This is a genomic window from Pseudomonas sp. P39-UII1 (assembly GCF_039672635.1).
In the GTDB taxonomy this organism is placed as follows: domain Bacteria; phylum Pseudomonadota; class Gammaproteobacteria; order Pseudomonadales; family Pseudomonadaceae; genus Aquipseudomonas.
Genome location: NZ_JBDFPP010000017.1, coordinates 72,746 through 98,235 on the forward strand (window position 1 = coordinate 72,746; position 25,490 = coordinate 98,235).

General features: G+C 61.1%; 23 protein-coding genes. 16 read left to right on the forward strand and 7 right to left on the reverse strand.

The window, feature by feature from the left end; genetic code table 11:
• The first annotated feature begins 47 nt into the window (after positions 1-47).
• From ABEH27_RS19890 to ABEH27_RS19905, 4 genes are all read left to right on the forward strand, one after another.
• The gene (locus ABEH27_RS19890; RefSeq protein ID WP_346615200.1) at positions 48-971 is read left to right on the forward strand and encodes a LysR family transcriptional regulator; all 924 of its coding nucleotides are present in this window, start codon (positions 48-50) and stop codon (positions 969-971) included.
• Positions 972-984: 13 nt separating this feature from the next.
• Positions 985-1,797, forward strand: a complete 813-nt coding sequence (locus ABEH27_RS19895) for an alpha/beta hydrolase (RefSeq protein ID WP_346615201.1) — start codon at positions 985-987, stop codon at positions 1,795-1,797.
• Complete coding sequence (locus ABEH27_RS19900; protein WP_346615202.1) at positions 1,791-2,348, forward strand: peptidylprolyl isomerase; 558 nt, start codon at positions 1,791-1,793, stop codon at positions 2,346-2,348. The genes ABEH27_RS19895 and ABEH27_RS19900 overlap by 7 nt, the downstream gene beginning before the upstream one ends.
• A 63-nt stretch (positions 2,349-2,411) precedes the next feature.
• The gene (locus ABEH27_RS19905) at positions 2,412-4,244 is read left to right on the forward strand and encodes an ABC transporter ATP-binding protein (RefSeq protein ID WP_346615203.1); all 1,833 of its coding nucleotides are present in this window, start codon (positions 2,412-2,414) and stop codon (positions 4,242-4,244) included.
• A 15-nt stretch (positions 4,245-4,259) separates the two neighbouring features.
• Here the strand turns inward: ABEH27_RS19905 and ABEH27_RS19910 are convergent, their stop codons facing one another.
• A complete protein-coding gene (locus tag ABEH27_RS19910) occupies positions 4,260-5,657 on the reverse strand; it encodes a PLP-dependent aminotransferase family protein (RefSeq protein ID WP_346615204.1) in 1,398 nt (465 codons plus the stop codon).
• A gap of 340 nt (positions 5,658-5,997) precedes the next feature.
• On the opposite strand from ABEH27_RS19910, the gene ABEH27_RS19915 reads away from it, so the two are divergent.
• Positions 5,998-7,167, forward strand: a complete 1,170-nt coding sequence (locus ABEH27_RS19915) for an MFS transporter (RefSeq protein ID WP_346615205.1) — start codon at positions 5,998-6,000, stop codon at positions 7,165-7,167.
• Here ABEH27_RS19915 and ABEH27_RS19920 read toward each other — a convergent pair.
• Positions 7,154-7,915, reverse strand: a complete 762-nt coding sequence (locus ABEH27_RS19920; RefSeq protein WP_346615206.1) for an SDR family oxidoreductase — start codon at positions 7,913-7,915, stop codon at positions 7,154-7,156. The two genes, ABEH27_RS19915 and ABEH27_RS19920, sit on opposite strands and share 14 nt — an antisense overlap.
• 244 nt (positions 7,916-8,159) lie before the next feature.
• On the opposite strand from ABEH27_RS19920, the gene ABEH27_RS19925 reads away from it, so the two are divergent.
• Together ABEH27_RS19925 and kdsA (ABEH27_RS19930) are read left to right on the forward strand one after the other, a co-directional pair.
• Positions 8,160-9,161 (forward strand): NADP-dependent oxidoreductase, encoded by a 1,002-nt coding sequence (locus tag ABEH27_RS19925; RefSeq protein ID WP_346615207.1) that lies wholly within the window; start codon positions 8,160-8,162, stop codon positions 9,159-9,161.
• Between the two features lie 157 nt (positions 9,162-9,318).
• Positions 9,319-10,161 carry a 3-deoxy-8-phosphooctulonate synthase gene (gene kdsA / locus ABEH27_RS19930; RefSeq protein ID WP_346615208.1) on the forward strand — a complete coding sequence of 281 codons (843 nt, stop codon included), beginning with the start codon at positions 9,319-9,321 and terminating at the stop codon, positions 10,159-10,161.
• A gap of 246 nt (positions 10,162-10,407) precedes the next feature.
• Here the strand turns inward: kdsA (ABEH27_RS19930) and pyrF are convergent, their stop codons facing one another.
• Entirely contained in the window at positions 10,408-11,109 is a 702-nt protein-coding gene (gene pyrF, locus ABEH27_RS19935) for an orotidine-5'-phosphate decarboxylase (RefSeq protein ID WP_346615209.1), read from the reverse strand.
• Positions 11,110-11,291: 182 nt separating this feature from the next.
• Here pyrF and ABEH27_RS19940 point away from each other — a divergent pair, with 182 nt between their 5' ends.
• On the forward strand, positions 11,292-11,459 hold the full coding sequence (locus ABEH27_RS19940) for a DUF2897 family protein (protein ID WP_016500979.1): 168 nt from the start codon (positions 11,292-11,294) through the stop codon (positions 11,457-11,459).
• Positions 11,460-11,891: 432 nt separating this feature from the next.
• On the opposite strand, the gene ABEH27_RS19945 is transcribed toward ABEH27_RS19940, so the two are convergent.
• The 3 genes from ABEH27_RS19945 to rfbB form a co-directional block, all read right to left on the reverse strand.
• Positions 11,892-12,224 carry a ComEA family DNA-binding protein gene (locus ABEH27_RS19945; protein WP_346615210.1) on the reverse strand — a complete coding sequence of 111 codons (333 nt, stop codon included), beginning with the start codon at positions 12,222-12,224 and terminating at the stop codon, positions 11,892-11,894.
• A gap of 168 nt (positions 12,225-12,392) precedes the next feature.
• Complete coding sequence (gene rfbA / locus ABEH27_RS19950) at positions 12,393-13,292, reverse strand: glucose-1-phosphate thymidylyltransferase RfbA (RefSeq protein ID WP_346615211.1); 900 nt, start codon at positions 13,290-13,292, stop codon at positions 12,393-12,395.
• A complete protein-coding gene (gene rfbB, locus ABEH27_RS19955) occupies positions 13,289-14,371 on the reverse strand; it encodes a dTDP-glucose 4,6-dehydratase (RefSeq protein WP_346615212.1) in 1,083 nt (360 codons plus the stop codon). The genes rfbA and rfbB overlap by 4 nt, the downstream gene beginning before the upstream one ends.
• 444 nt (positions 14,372-14,815) lie before the next feature.
• On the opposite strand from rfbB, the gene ABEH27_RS19960 reads away from it, so the two are divergent.
• The 7 genes from ABEH27_RS19960 (at position 14,816) to kdsB (ending at position 23,316) form a co-directional block, all read left to right on the forward strand.
• On the forward strand, positions 14,816-15,607 hold the full coding sequence (locus ABEH27_RS19960) for an ABC transporter permease (protein WP_346615213.1): 792 nt from the start codon (positions 14,816-14,818) through the stop codon (positions 15,605-15,607).
• Between the two features lie 13 nt (positions 15,608-15,620).
• A complete protein-coding gene (locus ABEH27_RS19965) occupies positions 15,621-16,274 on the forward strand; it encodes an ABC transporter ATP-binding protein (RefSeq protein ID WP_346615214.1) in 654 nt (217 codons plus the stop codon).
• A gap of 54 nt (positions 16,275-16,328) precedes the next feature.
• Positions 16,329-17,435, forward strand: a complete 1,107-nt coding sequence (locus ABEH27_RS19970; protein WP_346615215.1) for an ABC transporter permease — start codon at positions 16,329-16,331, stop codon at positions 17,433-17,435.
• Positions 17,428-18,519, forward strand: coding sequence for a polysaccharide biosynthesis/export family protein (locus ABEH27_RS19975; protein WP_346615216.1), 1,092 nt, complete (start codon positions 17,428-17,430; stop codon positions 18,517-18,519). The genes ABEH27_RS19970 and ABEH27_RS19975 overlap by 8 nt, the downstream gene beginning before the upstream one ends.
• Before the next feature lie 124 nt (positions 18,520-18,643).
• Positions 18,644-21,028, forward strand: coding sequence for a glycosyltransferase (locus ABEH27_RS19980; protein WP_346615217.1), 2,385 nt, complete (start codon positions 18,644-18,646; stop codon positions 21,026-21,028).
• A gap of 128 nt (positions 21,029-21,156) precedes the next feature.
• On the forward strand, positions 21,157-22,005 hold the full coding sequence (kdsA, locus tag ABEH27_RS19985; RefSeq protein WP_346615218.1) for a 3-deoxy-8-phosphooctulonate synthase: 849 nt from the start codon (positions 21,157-21,159) through the stop codon (positions 22,003-22,005).
• Positions 22,006-22,029: 24 nt separating this feature from the next.
• A complete protein-coding gene (kdsB, locus tag ABEH27_RS19990; RefSeq protein ID WP_346615219.1) occupies positions 22,030-23,316 on the forward strand; it encodes a 3-deoxy-manno-octulosonate cytidylyltransferase in 1,287 nt (428 codons plus the stop codon).
• Positions 23,317-23,412: 96 nt separating this feature from the next.
• Here kdsB and ABEH27_RS19995 read toward each other — a convergent pair whose 3' ends face one another.
• Positions 23,413-24,345, reverse strand: coding sequence for a KpsF/GutQ family sugar-phosphate isomerase (locus tag ABEH27_RS19995; RefSeq protein WP_346615220.1), 933 nt, complete (start codon positions 24,343-24,345; stop codon positions 23,413-23,415).
• Positions 24,346-24,849: 504 nt separating this feature from the next.
• Between ABEH27_RS19995 and ABEH27_RS20000 the strand changes: the two genes are divergently transcribed.
• Positions 24,850-25,131 (forward strand): hypothetical protein, encoded by a 282-nt coding sequence (locus ABEH27_RS20000; RefSeq protein ID WP_346615223.1) that lies wholly within the window; start codon positions 24,850-24,852, stop codon positions 25,129-25,131.
• Positions 25,132-25,490: the final 359 nt, after the last annotated feature.

Below are 25,490 nucleotides of genomic sequence, written 5' to 3' on the forward strand. Positions count from 1 at the left end.
GGGCGCTCTCCTTGTGAGCGCGCAGCTTAGGACAACAGGAGCCAAAGATGAAAGCGCCGCGCGTAACCCTGGATCAGTGGCGGACCCTGCAGGCAGTGGTCGATCACGGCGGGTTTGCCCAGGCCGCCGAAGCCCTGCACCGGTCGCAGTCGTCGGTCAGCTACACGGTGGCGCGCATGCAGGAGCAACTGGGCGTGCCGCTGCTGCGCATCGATGGCCGCAAGGCCGTGCTGACCGAGGCCGGCAACGTGCTGCTGCGCCGCTCGCGGCACCTGGTGAAGCAGGCCAGCCAGCTCGAAGACCTGGCCCACCACATGGAACAAGGCTGGGAAGCTGAAGTGCGCGTGGTGGTCGATGCCGCCTACCCCAGCGCCCGTCTGGTGCGCGCCCTGGCCGCGTTCATGCCGCAAAGCCGCGGTTGCCGGGTGCGCCTGCGTGAGGAAGTGCTGTCGGGGGTCGAGGAAGTGATGCACGAAGGCATCGCCGACCTTGCCATCAGCAGCTACAGCATCGGCGGCTACCTGGGCACGGAACTGAGCGCGGTAGAGTTCGTCGCCGTCGCCCACCCCGAGCACGGCCTGCACCGCCTGGGCCGGGAGATCACCTTCCAGGACCTGGAAAGCCAGCTGCAAGTGGTGATTCGCGACTCGGGCCGCGCCCAGCCGCGCGATGTCGGCTGGCTGGGCGCCGAACAGCGCTGGACCGTCGGCAGCCTGGGCACCGCCACCACCTTCGTCAGCAGCGGCCTGGGTTTTGCCTGGCTGCCTCGGCACATGATCGAACGCGAACTGCGCGATGGCGTGCTCAAGCCGTTGCCGCTCGATCAGGGTGGCAGCCGCCACCCACTGTTCTACCTTTATTCGAGCAAAGAGAAGACCCTGGGCCCGGCCACGCAGATTCTCATCGACCTGCTGCGCAATTTCGACACTGCGCCCCTGGACGTGCCCTTCGCAGCCCCCCCGCAAGCCTGAGAGGACCGCGCCCATGGCCTATTTCGAACATGAAGGATGCTCGCTGCATTATCAGGAATACGGCCAGGGCGAACCCCTGGTGCTGCTGCACGGCCTGGGCTCCAGCAGCCAGGACTGGGAACTGCAAGTACCCGAACTGAGCCGCCAGTACCGGGTGATCCTCATGGACATCCGCGGCCACGGCCGCTCCGACAAGCCCCGTGACGGCTACCAGATCGCCACCTTCAGCGCCGACCTGCTGGCCCTGCTCGAACACCTGCAGACCGGCCCGGTGCACTTCGTCGGGCTGTCCATGGGCGGCATGGTGGGCTTTCAGTTTGCCGTCGACCACCCGCAATGGCTGCGCAGCCTGTGCATCGTCAACAGCGCCCCCGAGGTCAAGCGCCGCACCCGCAGCGACTGGGTGTGGTGGGCCAAGCGCTGGGGCATGGCGCGCATCCTCAGTGTCGAAACCGTGGGCAAGGGCCTGGCCGAGCGGCTGTTCCCCAAGCCCGAACAGGCCGACTTGCGCCAGAAGATGGCCGAGCGCTGGGCGCGCAACGACAAACGCGCCTACCTCAAGAGCTTCGACGCCATCGTCGACTGGGGCGTGCAGGAACGCATCGGGCAGATTCGCTGTCCCACGCTGGTGATCGCCGCCGACCACGATTACACCCCGATACACCTTAAAGAGCGTTACGTGGCCCTGATACCCCAGGCAAAGCTGGTAGTCATCGACGATTCCCGGCACGCTACGCCCCTCGATCAACCCGAGGTCTTCAACCAGACTTTGCTGCAGTTCCTCGCAGCCGCTTCCACCTCTCAAGGATCATTGAGCCCATGCTGAAAAAACTCCTGCTCACCGCCTGCTCGGTCGCCTTCGCCACCAGCGTCATGGCCTCCGACAAGACCCCTCACGTGTTGCTGGACACCAGCTTCGGTCAGGTCGAAATCGAGCTCAATGCCGAGAAGGCGCCGATCAGTACCAAGAACTTCCTCGCGTACGTGGACAGCGGCTTCTACAACAACACCATCTTCCACCGCGTGATCCCGGGCTTCATGGTGCAAGGCGGTGGTTTTACCGAGCAAATGAACCAGAAGCCAACCAATGACCCGATCCGCAACGAAGCCGGCAACGGCCTGCTGAACACCCGCGGCACGCTGTCGATGGCCCGCACCTCCGACCCTAACTCGGCCACCAGCCAGTTCTTCATCAACGTGGCCGACAACGACTTCCTCAACCCCGGCCGTGACCGTGGTTACGCGGTGTTCGGCAAAGTCACCAAGGGCATGGAAGTGGTCGACCAGATCGTCAATTCCCCCACCACCGTGAAGAAAGGCATGCGCGATGTGCCGGCCGACCCGGTGTTCATCAAGTCTGCCAAACGCATCGACTGACCGCAGGCTTCACAAGGACGTGAAACCGCCTGAGGGTCGGGTTGAACAGGAGTGTTGTCACCCATGCTGTACCGCCGTTTCGAGCAACTGATCGACATCTTCCGCGACGCGCCCAGCGAGTCGCCACCCACCCAGGTGTGGCCGTTCTACCTCTATTACCTGCGCCAGGTGTGGCCGAGTTTTCTCGCCCTGCTGGTGGTCGGCCTGGTCGCCTCGCTGATCGAGGTGGCGATGTTCAGCTACCTCAGCCGCATCATCGACCTGGCCCAGGGCACACCCAATGCCAACTTCTTCAGCGAGCACAGCGGCGAGCTGACCTGGATGCTGGTGGTGGTCCTGCTGCTGCGGCCAATTTTCTTCGGCCTGCACGACCTGTTGGTGCACCAGACCATCAACCCCGGCATGACCAGCCTGATCCGCTGGCAAAACCACACCTACGTGCTCAAGCAGAGCCTGAATTTCTTCCAGAGCGACTTCGCCGGGCGCATTGCCCAACGCATCATGCAAACCGGCAACTCGCTGCGTGACTCGGCGGTGCAGGCGGTGGACGCGCTGTGGCACGTGCTGATCTACGCGATCACCTCGCTGGTGCTGTTCGCCGAGGCCGACTGGCGGCTGATGCTGCCGCTGCTGATCTGGATCGCCGGCTACGTCGCCGCGCTGTTCTACTTCGTGCCACGGGTGAAGGAGCGCTCGGTGATTTCGTCCGATGCCCGCTCCAAGCTGATGGGGCGCATCGTCGACGGCTACACCAACATTGCCACCCTAAAGCTGTTCGCCCACACCGACTACGAACAGCAGTACGCCCGTGAGGCGATCCGCGAGCAAACCGAAAAAACCCAGCTGGCCTCACGGGTAATCACCAGCATGGACGTGGTCATCACCACCCTCAACGGCTTGCTGGTAGTCACCACCACAGGCCTGGCCCTGTGGCTGTGGAGCCAGTCGCTGATCACCGTGGGTGCCATTGCCCTGGCCACCGGCCTGGTGATCCGCATCGTCAACATGTCGGGCTGGATCATGTGGGTGGTCAACGGCATCTTCGAAAACATCGGCATGGTCCAGGACGGCCTGCAGACCATCGCCCAGCCGGTCACCGTGACCGACAAGCCCCATGCAGCGCCGCTGAAAGTCACCCGTGGCGCCGTGCGTTTCGATGACGTCGACTTCCATTACGGCAAGGCGCGCAACGTGATCGAAGCGCTGAACCTGGACATTCGCCCCGGGGAGAAAATTGGCCTGATCGGGCCTTCGGGCGCCGGCAAGTCGACCCTGGTCAACCTGCTGCTGCGGCTTTACGACGTGCAGGGCGGGCGCATCCTGATCGACGGCCAGGACATCGCCGAGGTAACCCAGGCCAGCCTGCGCGCGCAGATCGGCATGATCACCCAGGACACCTCGCTGCTGCACCGCTCGATCCGCGACAACCTGCTGTACGGGCGCCCCGACGCCAGCGAGGCGGAGTTGCGCGAGGCCGTGCGCCGGGCGCGTGCCGACGAGTTCATCCCGCAACTGTCGGATGCCCAGGGCCGCACCGGCTTCGATGCGCATGTGGGTGAGCGCGGGGTCAAGCTGTCCGGTGGCCAGCGCCAGCGCATCGCAATTGCCCGGGTACTGCTGAAGAACGCGCCGATCCTGATCATGGACGAGGCCACCTCAGCGCTGGACTCCGAAGTTGAAGCGGCGATCCAGGAAAGCCTGGAAACCCTGATGCAAGGCAAGACGGTGATCGCCATCGCCCACCGCCTGTCGACCATCGCGCGGATGGACCGCCTGGTGGTGCTGGACCAAGGGCACATCGTTGAGAGTGGCAGCCACAGCGAGTTGCTGGAACAGCAAGGGTTGTACGCCCGCTTGTGGCACCACCAGACCGGTGGCTTCGTCGGCGTGGATTGACGCCACGCCTGCCCTTCAGCTTTCAGGACCGGCGCCAGCGTGCTGGAGGAAGGCCTGGGCACGTGAGTCCTGCCCATAGGCGACATTGATGCGCAGCCACTCGGTGGCAGCGCCTTCGAAGTCGAAGGCGCTGCCCGGGGTGAGCAGCACCTCATGCTGCAAGGCCAGCTGCTCAAGGCTGGCGAAGTCGCGCCCCGGCACCCGCGCCCAGACGAACATGCCCCCGTAAGGCTCGCAGAACACCTGCCAACCGTACTGTTCGAGCTGCCCCAGCAGCTTGGCCATGTGCTGGGCCAGGCGCCCCCTCAACCGCTGGGTGCTTTTGCGGTAGCTGCCGCTGGCGAGCATCTGCCCCACCACCTGTTCGGCGAAGCGCGAGGTGCCGATGCCGCTGACCATTTTCAGCTCGGCCAGTTGCGCCAGCAGCGGCGGGTCGGCCACCAGGTAACCGACCCGCAGCGAACTGCTCAGGGTCTTGGAGAAGCTGGCCATGTAGATCACCCGTTGCTCGCTGTCGAGGGTGGCCAGGCGTGTGGCAGGCCCGTCCTGGAAGTCGGCGTAGATATCGTCCTCGACGATGCGCAGGTCATGCTCACGGGCCAGCTCCAGCAGGCGGTAGGCCACTTTGGGCGTCAGGCTGGTGCCGGTCGGGTTCTGGTACAAGCTGTTGACGAACAGGCAGCGGGGCCGGTGCTGCGCCAGCAGGCGCTCAAGCACGTCGATGTCGGGCCCCGCCACCGTGCGCGGCACCGGCAGCATGCGCACCTGGTGCTGGCGCAGCAGGTTGTAGAGGTTGTAGTAGCCGGGGTTTTCTACCAGCACGGTGTCGCCTGGGCGCAGCAGCGTGCGCACCAGCAGGTCGAGGCCATGGCTGGCGCCCTGGGTGGTGAGGATGCGCTCGGGGGCGGCGGCGATGTCCAGCCGCGCCAGGCGCTTGTGCAACTGCAGGCGCAGGCTGGCCAGGCCCAGGGGCGGGCAGTAGTCGAACAGGTCCTGCGGATTGCCGCGGCTGACCTGGCGGATGGCCTGCGCCAGTTCGGCGTCCGCCCGCCAGGCGCTGGGCAGCCAGCCGCAGCCGAGTTTGAGCAATTGCTCATGGCCTTCGCGAAATTGGCGCCAGCTGCCGTTACCGGTTTCGTCCCACACCGGCGCGTCGTCCGCGGCCATGGCGGATTTGCGCTCAGCGACGAAGAAGCCGGTGCCGTGGCGGGCTTCGAGCCAGCCGCTGGCGACCAGGCGATCGTAGGCTTCGATCACGCAAGAGGCGCTGACGGCCTGGTCGCGTGCCAGCGCACGAATCGATGGCAAGCGCGCGCCGGGGCGCAGGCGCTGCTGTTCGATCCAGGCTTGCAGGTGGTCAGTGAGCTGCTTTACCAGGGGGGTTGTGCTTTGGCGGTCCAGGGGGAGGTGCATGGGCTTGGTGTTTGTTGGTTTTGAGCGAACAGTTAAGCATAAATAGGATTGTGGTGTGCCTTGTTGAGGGTTCGGCTTGGCAGCACTGTTGGCAGTACCGGCCCTATCGCCGGCAAGCCGGCTCCCACAATGTGGACTGCCCCCAAGAAGTTGGACACCCATCCAACCCTGGGGGCAGTCCAATGGCCCAGGCGCCTGAGGATTCTGGACTGCCCCCAAGAAGTGGGACACCCATCCAACCCTTGGGGAAGTCCAATGGCCCAGGCGCCTGAGGACTCTGTGGGAGCCGGCTTGCCGGCGATAGGGCCGGTACTCACAACCCCGAAACCAGGACCCTCCCATGCCCTCGCGCTCCAACCCTGCCCTGCTGGCCTTCGCGCTGTGCCTGATCACCCTGGCAGTCAACCTGCAGGCCCCGCTGTACATCACCTACGCCGACCTCTCCGGCCAAGGCGCCGCCGCCACAGCAGTGGCCTTTTCCGCTTATGTGGTAGGTGTGCTCCCCGTGCTGCTGGCCCTGGGCGGCCTGGCCGACCGGGTTGGGCGGCGGCCGCTGATTATCGCCGCACTGTTGCTGTCGATGCTGGCTACTCTGCTCATGCTGGTGGCGCCAGGCCTTCAGACGCTGGCCCTGGCGCGACTGGTGCTGGGCTTGGGTACCGGCCTGGCCACAGCCACTGCAACGGCCTATATGGGCGAATTGATGGGTGGCGCCAGCAGCGCCCGCGCCGCCAACTGGGTAACTGCGAGCACCTCGCTGGGCTTTGGCCTCGGCGCGGCGCTGACCAGCCTGTTCCTGCTGCGCGGGCCCAGCCTCACACCCGGCAGTTTTCATCTGCAACTGCTGCTGGCTGGCATCGCCCTGGTACTGACCTGGCGCCTGCCCGACCCACGCCCGGCACAACGTGGCGCCATGCTGCGCCTGCCCTTCTATCCCCGCGGCAGCGCGGTGTATGGCCTGGCCATTCTGCTGGCCTGGGCCGGCACCGGCCTGGTCATCGCCTTGCTGCCGGGCATACTGCGCCAGCATGGCCTGAGCGCCTGGTCGGGCTTCTCGACGTTCTGCGTCACCAGCTGCGGCCTGTTGTTCCAGCCCCTGGCGCGGCGCATGGCCAGCACCAAGGCCACGTTGCTCGGCCTGGCAATACTGCCGTGCAGCTATGCACTGCTGGCCTGGGGCGCCAACGCAGGGCACTTGGGCGCCGTGCTGCTGGGCGCGGTGGCGGCCAGCAGCGCCTGCTATGGCTTTATCTACCTGGGCGGGCTGGCGGCGGTGAACCAGCTGGCGGGCAGCGAGAAAACCCGGGCCAGTGCCGGGTTCTTCCTGCTCGCCTACCTGGGGTTCAGCGTCCCGGTGATCTTCACTGGGGTACTGAGTGATCGGCTGGGGTCGGGGATGGCGTTGCTGATGTTCGGGGGTGTGCTGTTGCTGGGGTGTGCCGCTGTCGCACTGGCCTTGGTAGTGTCCGCTCGCGACAGCGCCTATAGCGAACCACTCAAATTGCAGTAGCCCCACCATCTACCGTCAGGCTGTGCCCGGTGGTGAAAGCGGCACCATCGCTGCACAGGTACAGCACGGCACTGGCGATTTCCTCGACCTTGCCGATACGCCCGACCGGGTGCATCGCCGCAGCGAACTCGGCCTTGCGCGGGTCGGCCTCGTAGGCCCGGCGGAACATGTCGGTGTCGATCACCGCCGGGCACACCGCGTTTACCCGGATGCCCTTCTTGGCATATTCGATGGCCGCCGACTTGGTCAGGCCGATCACCGCATGCTTGGAGGCGCTGTAGATGCTCATCTTCGGCGCTGCGCCCAAACCGGCCACCGAGGCGGTATTGACGATCGCCCCACCGCCCTGGGCCAGCAGCAGGGGCAGCTGGTACTTCATGCACAGCCAGACGCCCTTCACATTGACGCCCATGATGGCGTCGAACTCCGCCTCGCTGCCCTCGGCCAGGCGGCCCTGCTCGATCTCGATGCCGGCATTGTTGTAGGCGTAGTCCAGGCGGCCGTAGGCGTGGATGACCTGTTCGTGCAAGTGACGCACATCGGCGTCCTTGGTCACGTCGCAGGCCACGAACAGCGCTTGGCCACCGGCTTGTTGAATCAGGGCCACCGTGGCCTCGCCGCCAACAGGATCGAGGTCGGCCACCACCACCTTCAGGCCCTCACGGGCGAACGCCAGTGCCGTCGTCCGGCCGATGCCTGCTGCGCCGCCGGTGACCAGGGCTACCTGGCCGGAAAAGGTCATGCTCATCGTTAGCTCCACAGCGAATGAATGTTCAAAGCGGGCTCACGCCTGTGTGTGGCAGCCGCGGCCCATGGCTGCTCCCACACACAACAGGCCGCGGGTTTGACCAGAGTCTAGTCAGCCACTCATCCAACTGGGCAGCATCATCAGGCCAGCGGTTGGGCTACCATGCTTTCCAGTGATTTTGCAGACCAACCGGCATCACCGCGTTAAATTGCCTACTTAGCCTCTTGCCCTCAAGGACCCTGCCATGACCCAGACCAACCGCCGCTTCCTGCTCGCCAAACGCCCGGTCGGCGCCGTGCGCCGTGACGACTTCACCTTCGAGACCGTACCCGCGCAGGCCCCCGCCGAAGGCCAGATCCAGGTGCGCAACCTGTACCTGTCGCTGGACCCAGCCATGCGCGGCTGGATGAATGAAGGCAAGTCGTACATCCCGCCCGTGGGCCTCGGCCAGGTGATGCGCGCCCTCGGCGTGGGCGAAGTGGTGGCCTCCAACCACCCCGACTTCAAGCCCGGCGACCACGTCAGCGGCGCCCTCGGTGTACAGGACTACTTCACCGGTGAGCCCCAGGGCTTGCACAAAATCGACCCCAAGCTCGCCCCCCTGCCCCGCTACCTGTCGGCCCTGGGCATGACCGGCATGACCGCTTATTTCGCACTGCTCGACGTGGGCCAGCCCAAGGCCGGTGAAACCGTGGTCATCTCCGGCGCTGCGGGCGCGGTCGGCAGCATCGTCGGCCAGATCGCCAAGCTCAAAGGCTGCCGCGTGGTCGGCATCGCCGGCGGCGCGCAGAAATGCCAGTACCTCAAGGACGAACTGGGCTTCGACGGCGTCATCGACTACAAGGCCGAAGACGTGCTGGCCGGCCTCAAGCGCGAGTGCCCGCAAGGCGTTGATGTGTACTTCGACAACGTTGGCGGCGAGATCCTCGATGCCGTGCTCACCCGCATCAACTTCAAGGCCCGCATCGTCATCTGCGGCGCGATCAGCCAGTACAACAACAAGGAAGCAGTCAAAGGCCCGGCCAACTACCTGGCGCTGCTGGTGAACCGTGCGCGCATGGAAGGCTTTGTGGTGATGGACCACGCCAAGGAGTACGGCAAGGCAGCGCAGGAAATCGCCGGCTGGCTAGCCAGCGGCAAGGTCAAGAGCAAGGAGGACGTGGTGGAAGGGCTGGAAACCTTCCCAGAGGCATTGCTCAAGCTGTTCAGCGGGGAGAACTTTGGCAAGTTGGTGCTGAAGGTTTGAGGATGCTGTAAGGCTGTGCCAACGCTTTCCCTATTCAACTTCAGCGGGGGGCCTGTGGGAGCGGGCTTGCCCCGCGAAAGCGTCGGCACAGGCAGCCGAGATCTTGTAAGATTGCCCATCGCCACTGAATCAGTGACAGGGATTTACAGAGAAGACCATGATCAAGATCACCCCAACCATCGAGTGCTCCAACTCCGCCCCGTTCGTCCTTTTCGGCGGTATCAACGTCCTCGAGTCCGAAGACCTTGCCCTGAAGGCCTGTGAAGAATACGTGCGCGTCACTCAGAAGCTGGGCATCCCCTACGTCTTCAAAGCCAGCTTCGACAAGGCCAACCGCTCGTCCATCCACTCCTACCGTGGCCCTGGCATGGAAGAAGGCCTGCGCATCTTCGAGAAGGTGAAGGCCGAATTCGGCGTGCCGATCATCACCGACGTGCATGAAATCTACCAATGCGCCCCGGTCGCCGAAGTGGTCGACGTGCTGCAGCTGCCCGCCTTCCTGGCCCGCCAGACCGACCTGGTGGTCGCCCTGGCCAAGACCGGCAAGCCGGTCAACATCAAGAAGCCGCAGTTCCTCAGCCCTTCGCAGATGCAGAACATCGTGCACAAGTTCAAGGAAGCCGGTAACGACCAGCTGATCCTCTGCGACCGCGGCACCTGCATGGGCTACGACAACCTGGTGGTCGACATGCTGGGCTTTGGCGTGATGAAACGCACCTGCGACAACCTGCCGATCATCTTCGACGTGACCCACGCCCTGCAGAACCGCGACCCGTCGGGCGCTGCCTCCGGCGGCCGCCGCGAACAGGTCGTCGACCTGGCACGCGCGGGCATGGCCGTTGGCCTGGCTGGCCTGTTCCTGGAAGCGCACCCCAACCCGGACCAAGCCAAGTGCGACGGCCCGAGCGCCCTGCCGCTGGACAAGCTGGAGCCGTTCCTGGCGCAGATCAAAGCGCTGGACGACCTGATCAAGGGCTTCCAGCCACTGGTCATTGCCTGATTCAAGGGCAACAAAAAAGGGCCGACATGCGCACTGCATGTCGGCCCTTTTTTCATCCTGCAAGCGCAGCTTTATTGCCCAAAACTTCAGAACCTGTCGCGATCCCTGTAGGAGCGGGCTTGCCCGCGATCACCGGCAAAGCCGGTGCCATCCACCGCCCCCGCTTCGCTCGCGGGCTTTGTTCTCTGCGCGACAGCGCTGCCAGAAGGGCTGGCTAATCCCCCACAGATAATGGGTCAGCCTCTATCAGCCGCGAATTTCCGCCACCACCGCCGCCAGCGCCTGCGCAGGGTCTGCTGCCTGGCTGATCGGGCGACCGATTACCAGGTAGTCGGAACCGGCATCCAGTGCCTGGCGCGGGGTCAGGATGCGGCGCTGGTCATCCTGCGCGCTGCCAGCCGGGCGGATACCCGGTGTCACCAATTGCAGCGACGGGTGTGCCGCCTTCAAGGCCGTGGCTTCCAGCGCCGAGCACACCAGCCCGTCCATGCCAGCCTTCTCGGCCAGTGCAGCCAGGCGCAGCACTTGCTCCTGCGGGTCGATATCCAGGCCGATGCCGGCCAAGTCTTCACGCTCCATGCTGGTAAGCACCGTCACGCCGATCAGCAACGGCTGCGGGCCGCTGCGCTGGGCCAGCACTTCACGGCAGGCCGACATCATGCGCAGGCCGCCCGAGCAATGCACGTTTACCATCCACACGCCCATTTCGGCCGCCGCCTTCACCGCCATGGCGGTGGTGTTTGGGATGTCGTGGAACTTGAGGTCGAGGAACACTTCGAAGCCTTTCGCACACAACGTCTCGACAATGCCCGAAGCACTGCTGGTGAACAGTTCCTTGCCCACCTTGACCCGGCACAGGGCAGGGTCGAGCTGGTCGGCCAGCTTCAGGGCGGCTTCACGGGTTGGGAAATCCAGGGCGACGATCAGGGGCGTCTGGCAGGCGGACATGGTCGGGTCTCTTGGCAAGTCGAAAACGGCGCGCATTGTAAACGAAGTGACGGTGCCTTTGGGGGCCGTGGGTCACTAGAATTGGCCCGGCTGGGTCTCGGCCCTATAATTGAACCAACGGTCAAGGTATTTGCTCAAAATTTCAGATACGCAATGCCCCCGATGCTCATAGGAGAACGACAATGCCCTGGTATGCCTGGCTGATACTCATCATAGCCCTCGGCTCGATCGTCGGTGGGCTGATGATGCTGCGCGACACAGCGAAAAAGCTGCCCCTGACCGATGAGCAATTGCGCAAGGTGCATGAGCGCAATGCCGAGGCGGATGCCAAGGATGCGCAGGATAGGTAGGAGCTAAGTTGCGGCTGTGCCCGTGGTTAACTCGGGTGTTTGCCGGCAGATTTACGGGGGATTCGGGTGTACGCCGCGGGCTGTACAGCGATGTTGAGATCGAGCGCCGCCCGCGCGGCGCTTCGCGGGGCAAGCCCGCTCCCACATTTGTTGCAACGCGCCGTTCCAGACAGGCCATGGTTGTTCGCCTTGGCGCACGGCTGAAGACAGGTGGGGCGCCGGCAGCGCCAGCCAAAAAAATCGCGTCGTGCTAACAAGGCTGGCAACTATGGCCTATCAGGCCATGGCACGTTGCAACAAATGTGGGAGCGGGCTTGCCCCGCGAAGCGCCGCGCGGGCGGCGCTCGATCTCATGGGCGCTATAGCATTTACGCCTGGCCCGGCGCTCAATCTCCAGGGCCCTACAGCACCGGTGCCTGACGCTCTAACGCCTTACTCCACCATCACCTTGTCCCGATTCCGCTCCAGCAATGCAGTGCCAATCCCCCTGATCTCCATCAGCTCATCCACCGAAGCAAACGGCCCATGGGCATCCCTATAAGCGACGATGGCTTCCGCCTTGGCCTTGCCGATGCCGTTCAGCTCCTTCTGCAGCGTCAATGCATCCGCCGTATTTAGGTTTACCTTGCCCGCCGCCGCATCCATCTGGCTCACCACCGGCACCGGCTCTTTGGGCATCGTCGCGGCCCCCGGCGCGGCAGCAACAGAGAACGACAAACCAGCGAACAGCGGCAACAGCAGGTAATTGAGGACAATATTGCGCATGAGGTCACTCCTGTGAGTTGAGTTTGCGTGCAGCAGTTTCCTTGGCTGCCCCTTCAAACTAGCGGCTCACAGGCACTAAACCCACTGGGGAATGGTTACCAAATCAGACGTCACGGCATGTTGCACGCTTACCGGTAAAACTTCCCACGGCAAGCGTGCACAAGGCCTTCAACCCTGCAGGATAGGGTCGCGCAACAAGCGCAGCAGGTACTGCCCATAACCATTCTTGCTCAACGGCGCAGCCAGGGCTTGCAGCTGTTCTGCATCGATCCAGTTCTGGCGGAAGGCCATTTCTTCCGGGCAAGCGACCTTGAGGCCCTGGCGGCGTTCGAGTGTGGCAATGTAACCACTGGCTTCAAGCAGTGAGTCGTGGGTGCCGGTGTCGAGCCAGGCATAGCCGCGCCCCATCACTTCCACCGACAGCTGCTCACGCTCGAGATAAATCCGGTTAAGGTCGGTGATTTCCAGTTCACCGCGCGCCGAGGGTTTTAGCCCCTTGGCCATTTCGATTACATCCTGATCGTAGAAGTACAGCCCGGTTACCGCATAGTTGGATTTGGGCTGCAGCGGTTTCTCTTCCAGGCTGATGGCCTTGCCGTGCGCGTCGAACTCGACCACCCCATACCGCTCGGGGTCGTTCACGTGGTAAGCGAACACACTCGCCCCCTCGCCCCGCGCCATGGCGCCGTCCAGCAGCTTGTGGAAGTCGTGGCCGTAATAGATGTTGTCACCCAGCACCAAGGCCGACAGGTCGTTGCCGATGAACTGCTCGCCAATGATGAACGCTTGCGCCAGGCCATCTGGCGAGGCCTGTACCGCGTAGGTGATATTGATACCCCACTGGTGGCCATCGCCCAGCAACTGCTCGAAACGCGGCGTGTCCTGCGGGGTGGAGATGATCAGAATGTCGCGGATGCCCGCCAGCATCAAAGTGGTCAGCGGGTAGTAGATCATCGGTTTGTCGTACACCGGCAGCAACTGCTTGGAAATGGCCAGTGTCGCCGGGTGCAGGCGGGTGCCCGAACCGCCTGCCAGAATGATGCCTTTACGCTGTGAGATCGTGGTCATTTTTCGTACTTCCCTGAACGCCCGGTGTAATTCGTTTCAACCCACTCGCGGTAACTGCCCGACTGCACGCCCTCGACCCACGCTGCGTTGTCCAGGTACCACTGCACCGTCTTGCGGATGCCGGTGTCGAAGGTTTCCGCCGGCTTCCAGCCCAGTTCGCGTTCGAGCTTGCGCGCATCGATGGCGTAGCGGCGGTCGTGCCCGGGGCGGTCGGTAACGTAGGTAATCTGCTGCGCGTAGGGCTTGCCGTCGGCACGCGGTTGCAACTCGTCCAGCAGCGCACACACGCGGTTGACGATGTCCAGGTTGGGTTGCTCGTTCCAGCCGCCCACGTTGTACACCTCGCCCACCGTGCCAGCGTCCAGCACACGGCGGATGGCGCTGCAGTGGTCCTTCACGTACAACCAGTCACGTATCTGCTGGCCGTCGCCATACACCGGCAGCGCCTTGCCCGCCAGCGCGTTGACGATCATCAGCGGGATGAGTTTTTCAGGGAAGTGCAGCGGCCCGTAGTTGTTCGAGCAGTTGGTGGTCAGCACCGGCAGCCCGTAGGTGTGGTGGTAAGAGCGCACCAGGTGGTCGCTGGCCGCCTTGCTCGCCGAGTAAGGGCTGTTGGGCTGGTACTGGTGCGTTTCGGTAAACGCCGGCTCATCGGCCTTCAGCGAGCCATACACCTCGTCGGTGGACACATGCAGGAAGCGAAACGCCCCCCGCTCCGCTTCGCCCAGGCCCTGCCAGTAAGCGCGCACCGCTTCGAGCAGCTGGAAGGTGCCGACCACATTGGTTTCGACGAACGCCTGCGGCCCATGAATGGAGCGGTCGACATGCGATTCGGCAGCAAAATTGAGCACCGCCCGCGGCTGGTATTCAGCCAGCAGCCGCTGCACCAACGGCCCATCGCCAATGTCGCCCTGCACGAACACATGCTGCGGGTTGCCTTCCAGGCTGGCCAGGCTCTGCAGGTTGCCGGCGTAGGTGAGCTTGTCCAGGTTGATGATGGTCTCGCCCGATTGGCTCACCCAATCCAGCACGAAGTTCGCACCGATGAAGCCGGCGCCGCCGGTTACCAGGATTGTCATAGGGTCAGGTCATTCCCGAGCTGGTGGTAAGAAGTGACGTAAGTGTAAACGCGATTGATGAAAGCGTTATCGGCAGCGCACACCATCGCAGGATGGTTGGGTGGGTAATTTTGCGCGGGTGATGAAGAAGCCCTACCGACCACCCGGATACCACCGGTCGCCAGATTCATTAAAACGACACACGGTAGTTGCCAGGCAAAACGCCATCATGTGTGTCTCATGAAACACGATTAACGGCAGAAATAGCCGAATAATCGGTAGGAACTTTCCGATAAAGACGTGGTACGACCTTGACGCTTATACCCTCTCGCGCTTAACCTCGCGGCCCTTAGAACATGGAAGTCTCCGGAACATACGCCGGCACAACGCCGACGGGCTCGGTCCTTTCCTGAAGATGAATCCCGGCGTGCCTTTGGCGCGCTGCTTTGCTTTGCGGTTACCATCTTGAAGCCTCGTTCCTCCCTCCAGATTCAGAAGTCGGTCATCTTCGCCCTTGTGCTGCGTGAAGCGCGCTCCCGTCTCGGCGACCGCCGCCTGGGCGCTGTGTGGCTGCTGCTTGAACCGATCGTGCACCTGCTGATTTTCTCCCTGCTGCTTGGCATGTTGCGCGGCCGCACGGTTTCCGGTGTGGAATACCCCGTGTTCATCCTGGTAGGCATGGCCCCCTTCCTGCTCTACCGCAACACCGCCCTGCGGCTGATGGACAGCCTGCGCGAAAACCGCTCGCTATTCGGCTACAAACAGATCAAACCGCTGGACACCTATATAGCCCGGGTGATCGTGGAAACCTGCATCGCCGCCACGGTGTACGCCATTCTGGTGTTCGGCTTTGCCTGGTACGGCTTCGACATGTCGGTGCACAGCCCGCTGCAATGGGTAGCCAGCCTGCTGCTGGGCCTGCTGTTCGCCTTTGGCCTGGGCATGCTGCTGGCCTTGATTACCCACGCCCTGCCCAGCTTGAAGATCGTCATCCGCATGGCTTTCTTCCCGCTGTACTTCATTTCTGGCGTGCTGATCCCCGCGTCCTACCTGCCCCCTGCGATGATGCCGGTGCTGCTGCTCAACCCCTTCCTGCACATCCTCGAGCTGATCCGCGCCGAGGTGCTGCCGCACTACACCCCGGTCGATGGCGTGTCCGAAACCTATGTCATCGCCTTCACCATGGTTCTGCTGTTCCTGTCCCTTGGGGCCTACCGCGCCCGCAGGATGCACCTGATTTCCACCAAGAACGGTTAAGTACAGGCCACCCGTGTTCGAGCTCAGAAACGTCACCAAGTCCTACCTGACGCCCAATGGTCGCCGGTACGTCTTCCGCAACCTGTCGCTGGCCATCCCGCCCGGCAAGAACATCGGCCTGATCGGCCGCAACGGCGCCGGCAAATCGACCCTGATGCGCCTGCTGGGCGGTGCCGATGTGCCCGACTCCGGCACCATCGTCACCGACCGCAGCATCTCGTGGCCGGTAGGTTTGACCGGGGGCTTCCAAGGCAGCATGACCGGCCGCGACAACATCAAGTTCGTCTGCCGTGTATACGGCGCCACGGGCGATGCGATGCGCGAAAAGATCCGTTACGTGCAGGAGTTCGCCGAAATCGGCGACTGGATCGACGAACCGATCAAGACCTACTCCTCCGGCATGCGCTCGCGCGTGGCATTCGGCCTGAGCATGGCCTTCGACTTCGACTACTACCTGATCGATGAAGTGATGTCGGTGGGCGATGCGCAGTTCAAGCGCAAGTGCGCCGACGTATTCAAAGAAAAGCTGCAAAAAGCCAACGTGGTGCTGGTTTCCCACTCCATGCCCGAGATCGAAAAGCTGTGCGACATCGTGCTGCTGGTGCGTGACGGCGGCATCCAGGTGTACGAAGACGTCGCCGAAGGCATCAAGGCTTACAACAGCTGAGCAAACCCTCTTCCAATTCAGCAGCACCGTTCCATATCAAGGATGCATCCAACTATGAGCAGTACGGGTAACAAGAAGGGCTGGCGCCTGGCGTTGGCCATGGTGGTTCTGCCAATGATCCTGGCGGCCGTGTACTACGGCGTGTTCGCTGTCGACCGTTTCGTCAGCTCCGCCCAGGTGGTGGTACGCCAGGACGGCAACAACCAGGGCGCCCAGGTGCCTGGCCTGGCCACCCTGCTGACCGGCGCCAACCCGGCTTCGCGCGAAGAAACCCTGTACCTGCGCGAATACATCACTTCGATGGACATGATGCTGCTGCTGGAAAACAAACTGCACTGGATCGAGCAGTACGCCACCCAGCGCGGTGACGTGTTCTTCTGGCTCGACAAGGACGCCGCGCGCGAAGACTTGCTTGAGTACTACCAGCGCATGGTGTCGGCCCACTACGACGAAACCACCGGCCTGCTGCGTGTAGAAGTGCAAGCGTTCACCCCGGAGCTTTCCGAGCAGATGCTGCGCGAGATCCTTCAGGCCAGTGAGCACTTCGTCAACGAAGTGAGCCACAACATTGCCCGCGAGCAGATGAAGTTCGCCCAGGGCGAGCTGGAAAACGCACGCCTGAACTACGCCAAGCGCAAAACCCAGCTGCTGACCTTCCAGAACGACAACAAGGTACTGGACGGTGGCAACACCGCGCAGAGCCGCGCGACCATCATTGCCGACCTTGAAGGCCAGTACACCAAAGAGCAGGCATCGCTCACCGAGATGAACTTCAAGCTGCGCGCCAACGCCCCCCAGGTACGCCAGCAGAAGCAGAAGGTCGAGGCCATCACCCAACAGCTGGCCAAAGAAAAGCGCCTGCTGGTGTCGTCGCCGCAAGGCTCGCAGCTGAACGTGGTTGCTTCGCGCTACCAGCAGCTGATGCTTGACGCCGGCATTGCCGAAGAAACCTACAAGACTGCCGTCGCCGCGCTGGACAATGCCCGCATTGAAGCGAGCAAGAAAATCCGCACCCTGGTGACCGTAGTCAGCCCGAACACTCCGCAGCTCGCCCTGTACCCAGAGCGCCTGTACAACCTGGCCACCATTCTGCTTGGCCTGCTGATGGTATTCGGCATCACCCGCTTCATTCTGGCTTCGATCGAGGATCATCGTGATTAAATCCCTGGCTGTCTCCAAACGCGTCAACCTGAAACTGGCAGCACTGGCCCTGGCGACCCTGGGCCTGGCGGGCTGCGGCGGCACCTTGTCTGGCGCCGGCCCGTACAAGGGCACGATCGAAACCAAGAACGAGGCTTACAACCTCGTCGACATCAACGCCAGCACCATCGCGCCGTTCATGTTCGGCGCCCCGCGCCCTGCCCTGGCCTCGGTCACCAAGCCGGTCTCGGCCGAAGTGCGCCTGGCCGCCGGCGACGTGCTGAACGTGCTGATCGCCGATACCGCGCCGGAAGGCTCTGCTCTGTTCGCCCCCCTGGCAACTGGCGGCACCCAGCTGAAAACGCGCATCGACTCGCAGGGCATGCTGTCGCTGCCCTACGTTGGCCGCCAGTTCGTTGCGGGCATGACCCTCAACGAAGTCGAGAACATGATCCGCCGCCAGCTGAAAGGCATTACCACCGACGTGCAAACACACGTTGAGCTGGTCGGTGACCTTTCCGGCTCGGTGCTGGTTGCCGGTGCAGTGAAGACCCCGGGGCGCTTCAGCACCCTGCAAGGTCCGCTGACCCTGCTGGATGCGGTCAACCAGGCCGGTGGCCCGGTGCTGGAACCGCACCTGGTCAACGTGACTGTGCGTAACGGCAAGCAGGTGCAGCAGTTCAACTACGAAGACATTCTGGCGGGCAACAATATGGTGCTGCGCCCGAACTCTGAAGTGGTGCTGGACCGTGCGCGTCAGCGGTTTGTGGCGATGGGTGCGGTGGGTGAGCCAGGGTTGAAGGACCTGCCTAGCCAGAACACCAGCCTGCTGGATGCACTGGGTAGCGTAGGTGGGCTGCGCGAGCAGAATGCGAACCCGGAAGGTGTGTTTGTGTTCCGCATGGCTGATGCAGCCAATGGCAAGCCGACCGTGCTGCGGTTGGACATGCGTGATCCGGCGGCGATTTTCTATGCGCGGCAGATTGCGGTTAAGCCGGATGACACGATTTATGTCACTAACGCAGCTGTCTATGAATGGCAGAAAGTTATTTCGCCTATCGTTCAGACGATGTTGCTGGGACGCGCCACGGGCGCAGTTAACTGAGTTCAGGCACCAAATCTAACAGACCGGTAACTCAAATAACTCGCCGACGATTGGCGGTGGTTACCGGTCTTTGAAAATCAACCAATTTTCAAACTCGCCATTCAGACATGCGGAAGGAATATGCATGAGCTACTCTCATAATGACATCACTCTAGTTTTTGGCATCAGGGCGCGCGACTACAACCCATGGGTTCTTGAACGCTTAGCCTTAGTTGGAAGTTACTACAACCCGCTCCCAAAGGTTGTAATTGTAGACTTCGGCTCACCAGAAGAGCAAAGCACCCAAATCAAAGAGATTTGCAGCCAACACGGCTTTGACTATCAGTTCGTTGAAGATTACGAAACATTCTCTCCCGCAATCGCAAGAAACGCTGCTGTCAACCACGTAAAAACTCCGTTGATTTTCTTCAACGACATTGACTGCTTCTGGACTTCTGACTTCTTCTCAAAGTTAGCGCACGCCGCCAACATTGAGCAACTGGATCAGTACTGGGACCGCATGCTTAACATGCCGGTTTACCACCTGACGGAAGATGCCACAAAAGAAATTGTTCAGGACTATACATCTGAGCCTGAAGCAAACTCGCAGATGTCACTTCGAATGGAGCAGACAGCGCACAAATCGCTGGCGTCCTGGAGACGTCAGCACGTAGATTTCGTTGCGCCGTACAGTAATGTATTCCTGATCAGGAAGGACTATTTCGAACATCTCGGTGGCTATAACGAAACCTTCCGAGGCCATGGGTCCGAGGACTTCGAATTCCTCATTAGATATGCACTGATCAGTAAGTACCTGCCGACTCCTGCACATATGGACAAGGACTTCTACGGCCCACTACGTGACGCGTACTACACCGACCTGAAAGAATACAAAGGGTATCGGAGGCTTTTTGAAGTCCTTTCCGCACCCGCAGAACTTCTTGGCTTGAAAGTACTACACCTCCACCATGACAAGCCGGTAGTTAGTGACTGGGTCTCCAAAAACGACTGGAAGCGCAGCAACTTTAACATCGAACTTGAAAAGGTAATGAAGACTCCGTGGAGAATTCTTGAACAGAATTGGTTGCCACGGGATAAAAAAATTCTTGTGCTACTAAAGCACAAGGACCAATATGAATATTTCCTGCCATTCAGATCTGCAGGCTATTCCATTGAAGTCTTGCTACCAGGCGAACATGTGCCCGAGCGAGTAGTGGACAAAATTGAAAGTGGCTATTACGACGCCGTATCCATTTTCAACCCTTACATGAAGTCCCACGAATCCATCCGCCCCTATCACGAGCTAGCGAAAAAGTGCGGAATTAAGACGATTGTAGTCGAACGAGGCGCACTGCCAGGCAGCTGGTATTACGCCCCCGAAGTAGCCTACAACGATTCCGATTACAAGAATCAAGTCTACCTCAACTGGACGCCTTCCAGCTCTGAGGCGGAAGCTACCGCTGCGCTTATTGAGGAGCTGCAAGGTGGCGGTAAGACTCTGGAGAAGCTGTCAGACTATCAGTCTACATATGACAAGCACTCCCTCGTATCGGCCCTCGCAAAAAAAACAATCTTCATCCCATTGCAACTCCATGACGACATGGCTGTTACTCGATACACCGAGGGACACATAAGCTATAGCGCGCATTATGACTCTGTACTTTCAATTTGCGAAAAAATTGATCAAGACACAGTCGTTTTCATTAAGCCCCACCCACTGTCCGCTAGCAAACTTGATTTCCCGCAAAACAACGTAATCGTTTGCGACCATTCAGATAACGTGCATGCGCTTATCGACCTTAGTGACGCAGTAATTTGCTACAACAGCGGCGTCGGGTTGCTGAGCTTAATCCATGGCAAAGAAACCTACACCGTTGGTAATTCCTTCTACAGCCACTCTGCCGGCCTAGCTAAAAAGGTACCGGACCTAGAGCACGCGCTGAACGCGATCCAAGATGACAGCTCAGACACGGTCGTGGCTAGCACAGTATTCAATTTTGTAGGATGGCTGGCTCATAAAAAATACTCGTACTTCTTGGCCGACTCCGTAGTGCGAGATTTTGGGGATAGAAAATCACATGCCTACAGAAATATTCTACCTAAGCGCCTGAATATCGATGACTACCACATCGACGTCAAACCCTCCAGACAAGATCGCACTTACTTCAAGAGCTCATATCTTGCAGCAAAATATAACATCTACCACAAGGCTCCAGCTGTTCCTGTAGCACCTGCTGCCGCACCGAAAGCTGCAGCTAAGCCTGCGGCGCGTGCTCCAGAGCCTGTGAAAACGGCACCAAAAAAAGCTGCGAACGAACTTGCGCTAACCAATAGCAAGGAATATAAGCAATATAAGCTAAATAAAAAGCTTCGCAGCTCCCCCTACTTGTACTTCAAAGACGCGAAGAAACCGATGGTGAGAAGCCTCCGATTCTTCTTCATTGAAAAGTATCACGGCCCACTATTCCGAATGGGCCTGAAGCTATTTGTAAGACCAATGAAGGAACCACAAACTGTAGCGGCTAAATAGATAGAGTATTGAGAAAATTCGGGCATCAAATTGATGCCCGAACCTTTCAAATAGATCATCTATAGCCAAACCAGTTGACGCTTTCATCATCGATTCGCATTTATCACCTGCGATCTTGATCTTTCCGAGTGAATCTCTTGAATATAACCCCAACCATCGAGTGCTCTAACAACGCGCCCTTCGTCCTTTTCGGCGGCATCAACGTCCTCGAGTCCGAAGACCTTGCCCTGAAGGCCTGTGAAGAATACGTGCGCGTCACTCAGAAGCTGGGTATCCCCTACGTCTTCAAAGCCAGCTTCGACAAGGCCAACCGCTCGTCCATCCACTCCTACCGTGGCCCTGGCATGGAAGAAGGCCTGCGCATCTTCGAAAAGGTGAAGGCCGAATTCGGCGTGCCGATCATCACCGACGTGCATGAAATCTACCAATGCGCCCCGGTCGCCGAAGTGGTCGACGTGCTCCAGCTGCCCGCCTTCCTGGCTCGCCAGACCGACCTGGTGGTCGCCCTGGCCAAGACCGGCAAGCCGGTCAACATCAAGAAGCCGCAGTTCCTCAGCCCTTCGCAGATGCAGAACATCGTGCACAAGTTCAAGGAAGCCGGTAACGATCAGCTGATCCTCTGCGACCGCGGCACCTGCATGGGCTACGACAACCTGGTGGTCGACATGCTGGGCTTTGGCGTGATGAAGCGCACCTGTGACAACCTGCCGATCATCTTCGACGTGACCCACGCCCTGCAGAACCGCGACCCGTCGGGCGCAGCCTCCGGCGGCCGCCGCGAACAGGTCGTCGACCTGGCACGCGCGGGCATGGCCGTTGGCCTGGCTGGCCTGTTCCTGGAAGCGCACCCCAACCCGGACCAAGCCAAGTGCGACGGCCCGAGCGCCCTGCCGCTGGACAAGCTGGAGCCGTTCCTGGCGCAGATCAAAGCGTTGGACGACCTGATCAAGGGCTTCCCGCCCCTGGCCATTTCGTAAGCCTCGGCAACAAGGATTGTGAGCATGGCAACTTCTGAACAACGGGTCGCGATCGTCATCCCGGCCCGCTACGGCTCCACCCGCTTGCCGGGCAAGCCGCTGGCCGATATCGCCGGCAAACCGATGGTGCAGCACGTTTACGAACGCGCGCTGCAGGTTGCCAACGCACAAGTGGTGGTCATTGCCACTGACGACGAGCGCGTTGCCCAGGCCGTACGCGGTTTTGGTGGCGTGTGCGTGATGACGTCCCCGGATCACCCGTCCGGCACCGATCGCCTTGCCGAAGTCATGGCCCAGGTTGATGCAGATATCTACATCAACCTGCAAGGCGACGAGCCACTGGTGCGCCCGTCAGATATCGAAGCCCTGGCGGCCGGCATGCTGGCGGATGCCAGCGTCAATGTCGGCACCCTGTGCCACCCGATCGATGCGCATGAAGCGGGCAACCCCAACACCGTCAAAGTGGTGCTGGCAAGTAATGGCAACGCGCTGTACTTCAGCCGCTCGCCTATCCCCTACCCGCGCGACAGCGAAGTCGCCACCTACCTCAAGCACGTCGGTGTTTACGCCTATCGCCGCGACGTGCTGGCCGAATACGCCAGCCTGCCGCAGCCGATGATGGAGCACGCGGAAAAGCTGGAGCAGTTGCGCTTGATGGCGGCCGGCTACTGCATTCGTGCGTACGTGGTAGAGCCAACCGGCCCGGGCGTGGATACGCCTGAATGCCTGGAGCAGGTGCGCGCGTTGATGACCGGCCAAGCCCCGGTGGCAAAGCCAACGCTGGCCGACATCCGCCTGGTGATCACCGACGTCGATGGCGTGCTGACCGATGGCGGCATCTACTATGACGCCACCGGCGAATGCCTCAAGCGCTTCCATGTGCGTGATGGCATGGGCATGCGCTTGCTGGAAGAGAACGGCGTACGGGTGGCGGTGCTGTCCGGGCGGGATTCGGCAACACTGCGCAAGCGTGTGGCCGACCTGGGCGTGACCCTTTGCCAGTTTGGCGTGAAGGACAAGCTTGCAGCCTGCAATCAGCTGATGGCCGAGGCTGGGGTGACGCTTGAGCAGACCGCTTGCATCGGTGATGACTGCATCGACCTGCCCGCGTTCGCGGCCTGTGGGATGTCGTTTGCGGTGGCGGATGCGCCGGTCTATGTAAAGGCCGCCGCTACGCAGACCCTGACTTCGGCCGGTGGTACCGGGGCGTTCCGTGAAGTCGCCGATGCCATTCTCTTTGCTCAAGGCAATGAGGCGGTGCTGGGTAGTGCTGCAGGGTATGCCAAGGTGATGGCGAAGATGGCGCAGTAACAAGCGTCATCGGCAAGCCCTGCGGGGGCTTGCACCCAACAATGAAAAGGGCCGATACAACCAAGTTGTATCGGCCCTTTTTTGTTATGCAGTGCGTCAGTCGAAGATTTCAACCACGCCGACCACTGCGCCCTGTGCATCGGTCACTGCCAACGCCCGAATCTTGTTATCCAGCATGTAGGCCTCAGCTTCGGAAAGCTGGGAATCTTCCTGGATAGTGTGCGGATTGGCAGTCATGAACTTCGCCACGTTTTCGTGAATCGTGCCTTCGTTATCCAGCAACGCGCGGCGCAGGTCGCCGTCTGTCACGATGCCGACCAGCTTGTCGTTATCCATTACGACAGTAAGGCCTAGGCGACTGCGGGTCATCACCAGCAAGCAATCATGGAAGCTGGTAGCAGGCGTAACCACCGGTGCTGGCGAGTGCATCACGTCGCAAACGCGGGTCAGCAGTTTGCGGCCCAGGCTGCCGCCGGGGTGGTAGCGGGCGAAGTCCATTGGCTTGAACTGGATGGCTTCGATCAGCGCTACTGCCAGTGCATCGCCCATGGCCATGGTTGCCAGGGTGGAGGTGGTCGGTGCCAGGTTGTTCGGGCAGACCTCGCGCTCGACCGAGATGTCCAGCCAGATATCGGCGTGCTTGGCCAGGGTGGACTTGCCGTTGCCGGTCATGGCGATGATTTTGTTGCCGAACGACTTCAGGCTTGGGATCAGCTTGATCAGCTCTTCGGTTTCGCCGCTGTAGCTGATAAGGATGAGCACGTCGATCGGCTTGAGCATGCCCAGGTCGCCGTGGAAGGCTTCGGCGGGGTGCAGGAAGAAGCTTGGGGTGCCGGTGGAGGCGAAGGTGGCAACCATCTTCTGGCCGATCAGGCCGGACTTGCCCATGCCGCAGACCACGGTACGGCCTTGGCAGCCGAGGATCAGCTCGACGGCGCTCTGAAACTCGCCGTTGAGGCGGTCGGCCAGCTGGGTGACAGCCTGGGCCTGGGCAATTAAAGCTTCTTTGGCGATGCTGAGATGATTCATGTTCGTCCCTGACGACTGCAGTTATTGCGAAGCGGCGCATGGTAAGGTTTTTGTCACATTAATCAAAGCGCGATAGGCGGGGGATTGGGGGCTATCTGACTGATGGGTCGCGGTTTTTTTGATTTGAGGCAACTGTACCGCGCTCTGCGGGGCAATCTGCTCCGATGGAGCTGGATTATTGAATGGCCCTACTGCGGATTCAGATTCTTCCTACAGGAATGGGCTGGAGGTATCAGACCCAGGGAAATACCCTACAAAGTCTGTCGACAGGCGTCTGATTGTTACTGGAAAGCTAGCCCTCTAGGCTTTCGGGGTCGCTGAGGGTTCAGCGATCGGGTGTGGAAACCTGGCAGTAACATATGGCTCCTGTCGTTATGACAGCTTTGCGCGGGAGGCCCTTGGGCCTACCGGGTTCGCCATATGCCTGGTTTTCCACCCCGCGTACAGCTGTCACCCCAATGTGTGGAAACTGAGGGGCGGCACATGATCAATATGGTGCCAATTATGAAAAAGATCGTCCCCGACCCACCCCATACTTTCGAACTGCCGCCCGGCAAATCCCTCTCCCGCGCCATCGGTGAAAACATGGTGCCGATGGAATTCGTGTTGATGAATGTCACCCATTACCTGATGTTTGCCTACAGCGACAGCCGGCGTGCCCTTGAGCGAATCGAGGATGAAGAAACGCGGCAGTTGCTGGAGCATGGGTTGCGGGCGATGCAGATTGCCTGGGGGCAGGCGGATGCGTTGGCGCTGGCGATGGAGCGGTCGTCGGGGGTGCATTGATCGAGCGCCGCCCGCGAAGCGCTTGCCTTGGTATCTTCAGCGCCTTTGAGATCGAGCGCCGCCCGCGCGGCGCATCGCGGGCAAGCCCGCTCCTACATTTGTTGCAACGTGCCATGGCCTGTGAGGCCATAGTTGCCAGCCTTGTTGGCATGACCCAATTTTTCGGCTGGCGCTGCCGGCGCCTCACCTGTCTTCAGTCATGCGCCAAGGCGGACAACCACGGCCTGACTGGAACGGCGCGTTGCAACAAATGTAGATACCGTCTTGACCCTCACCCTGCAAGAGCGATTTTGGGGTCAAACGGTATCCCCGACTTCACCACCCCGTAAACCAGGTGCAGCAGCTTGCGCATCGCCGCG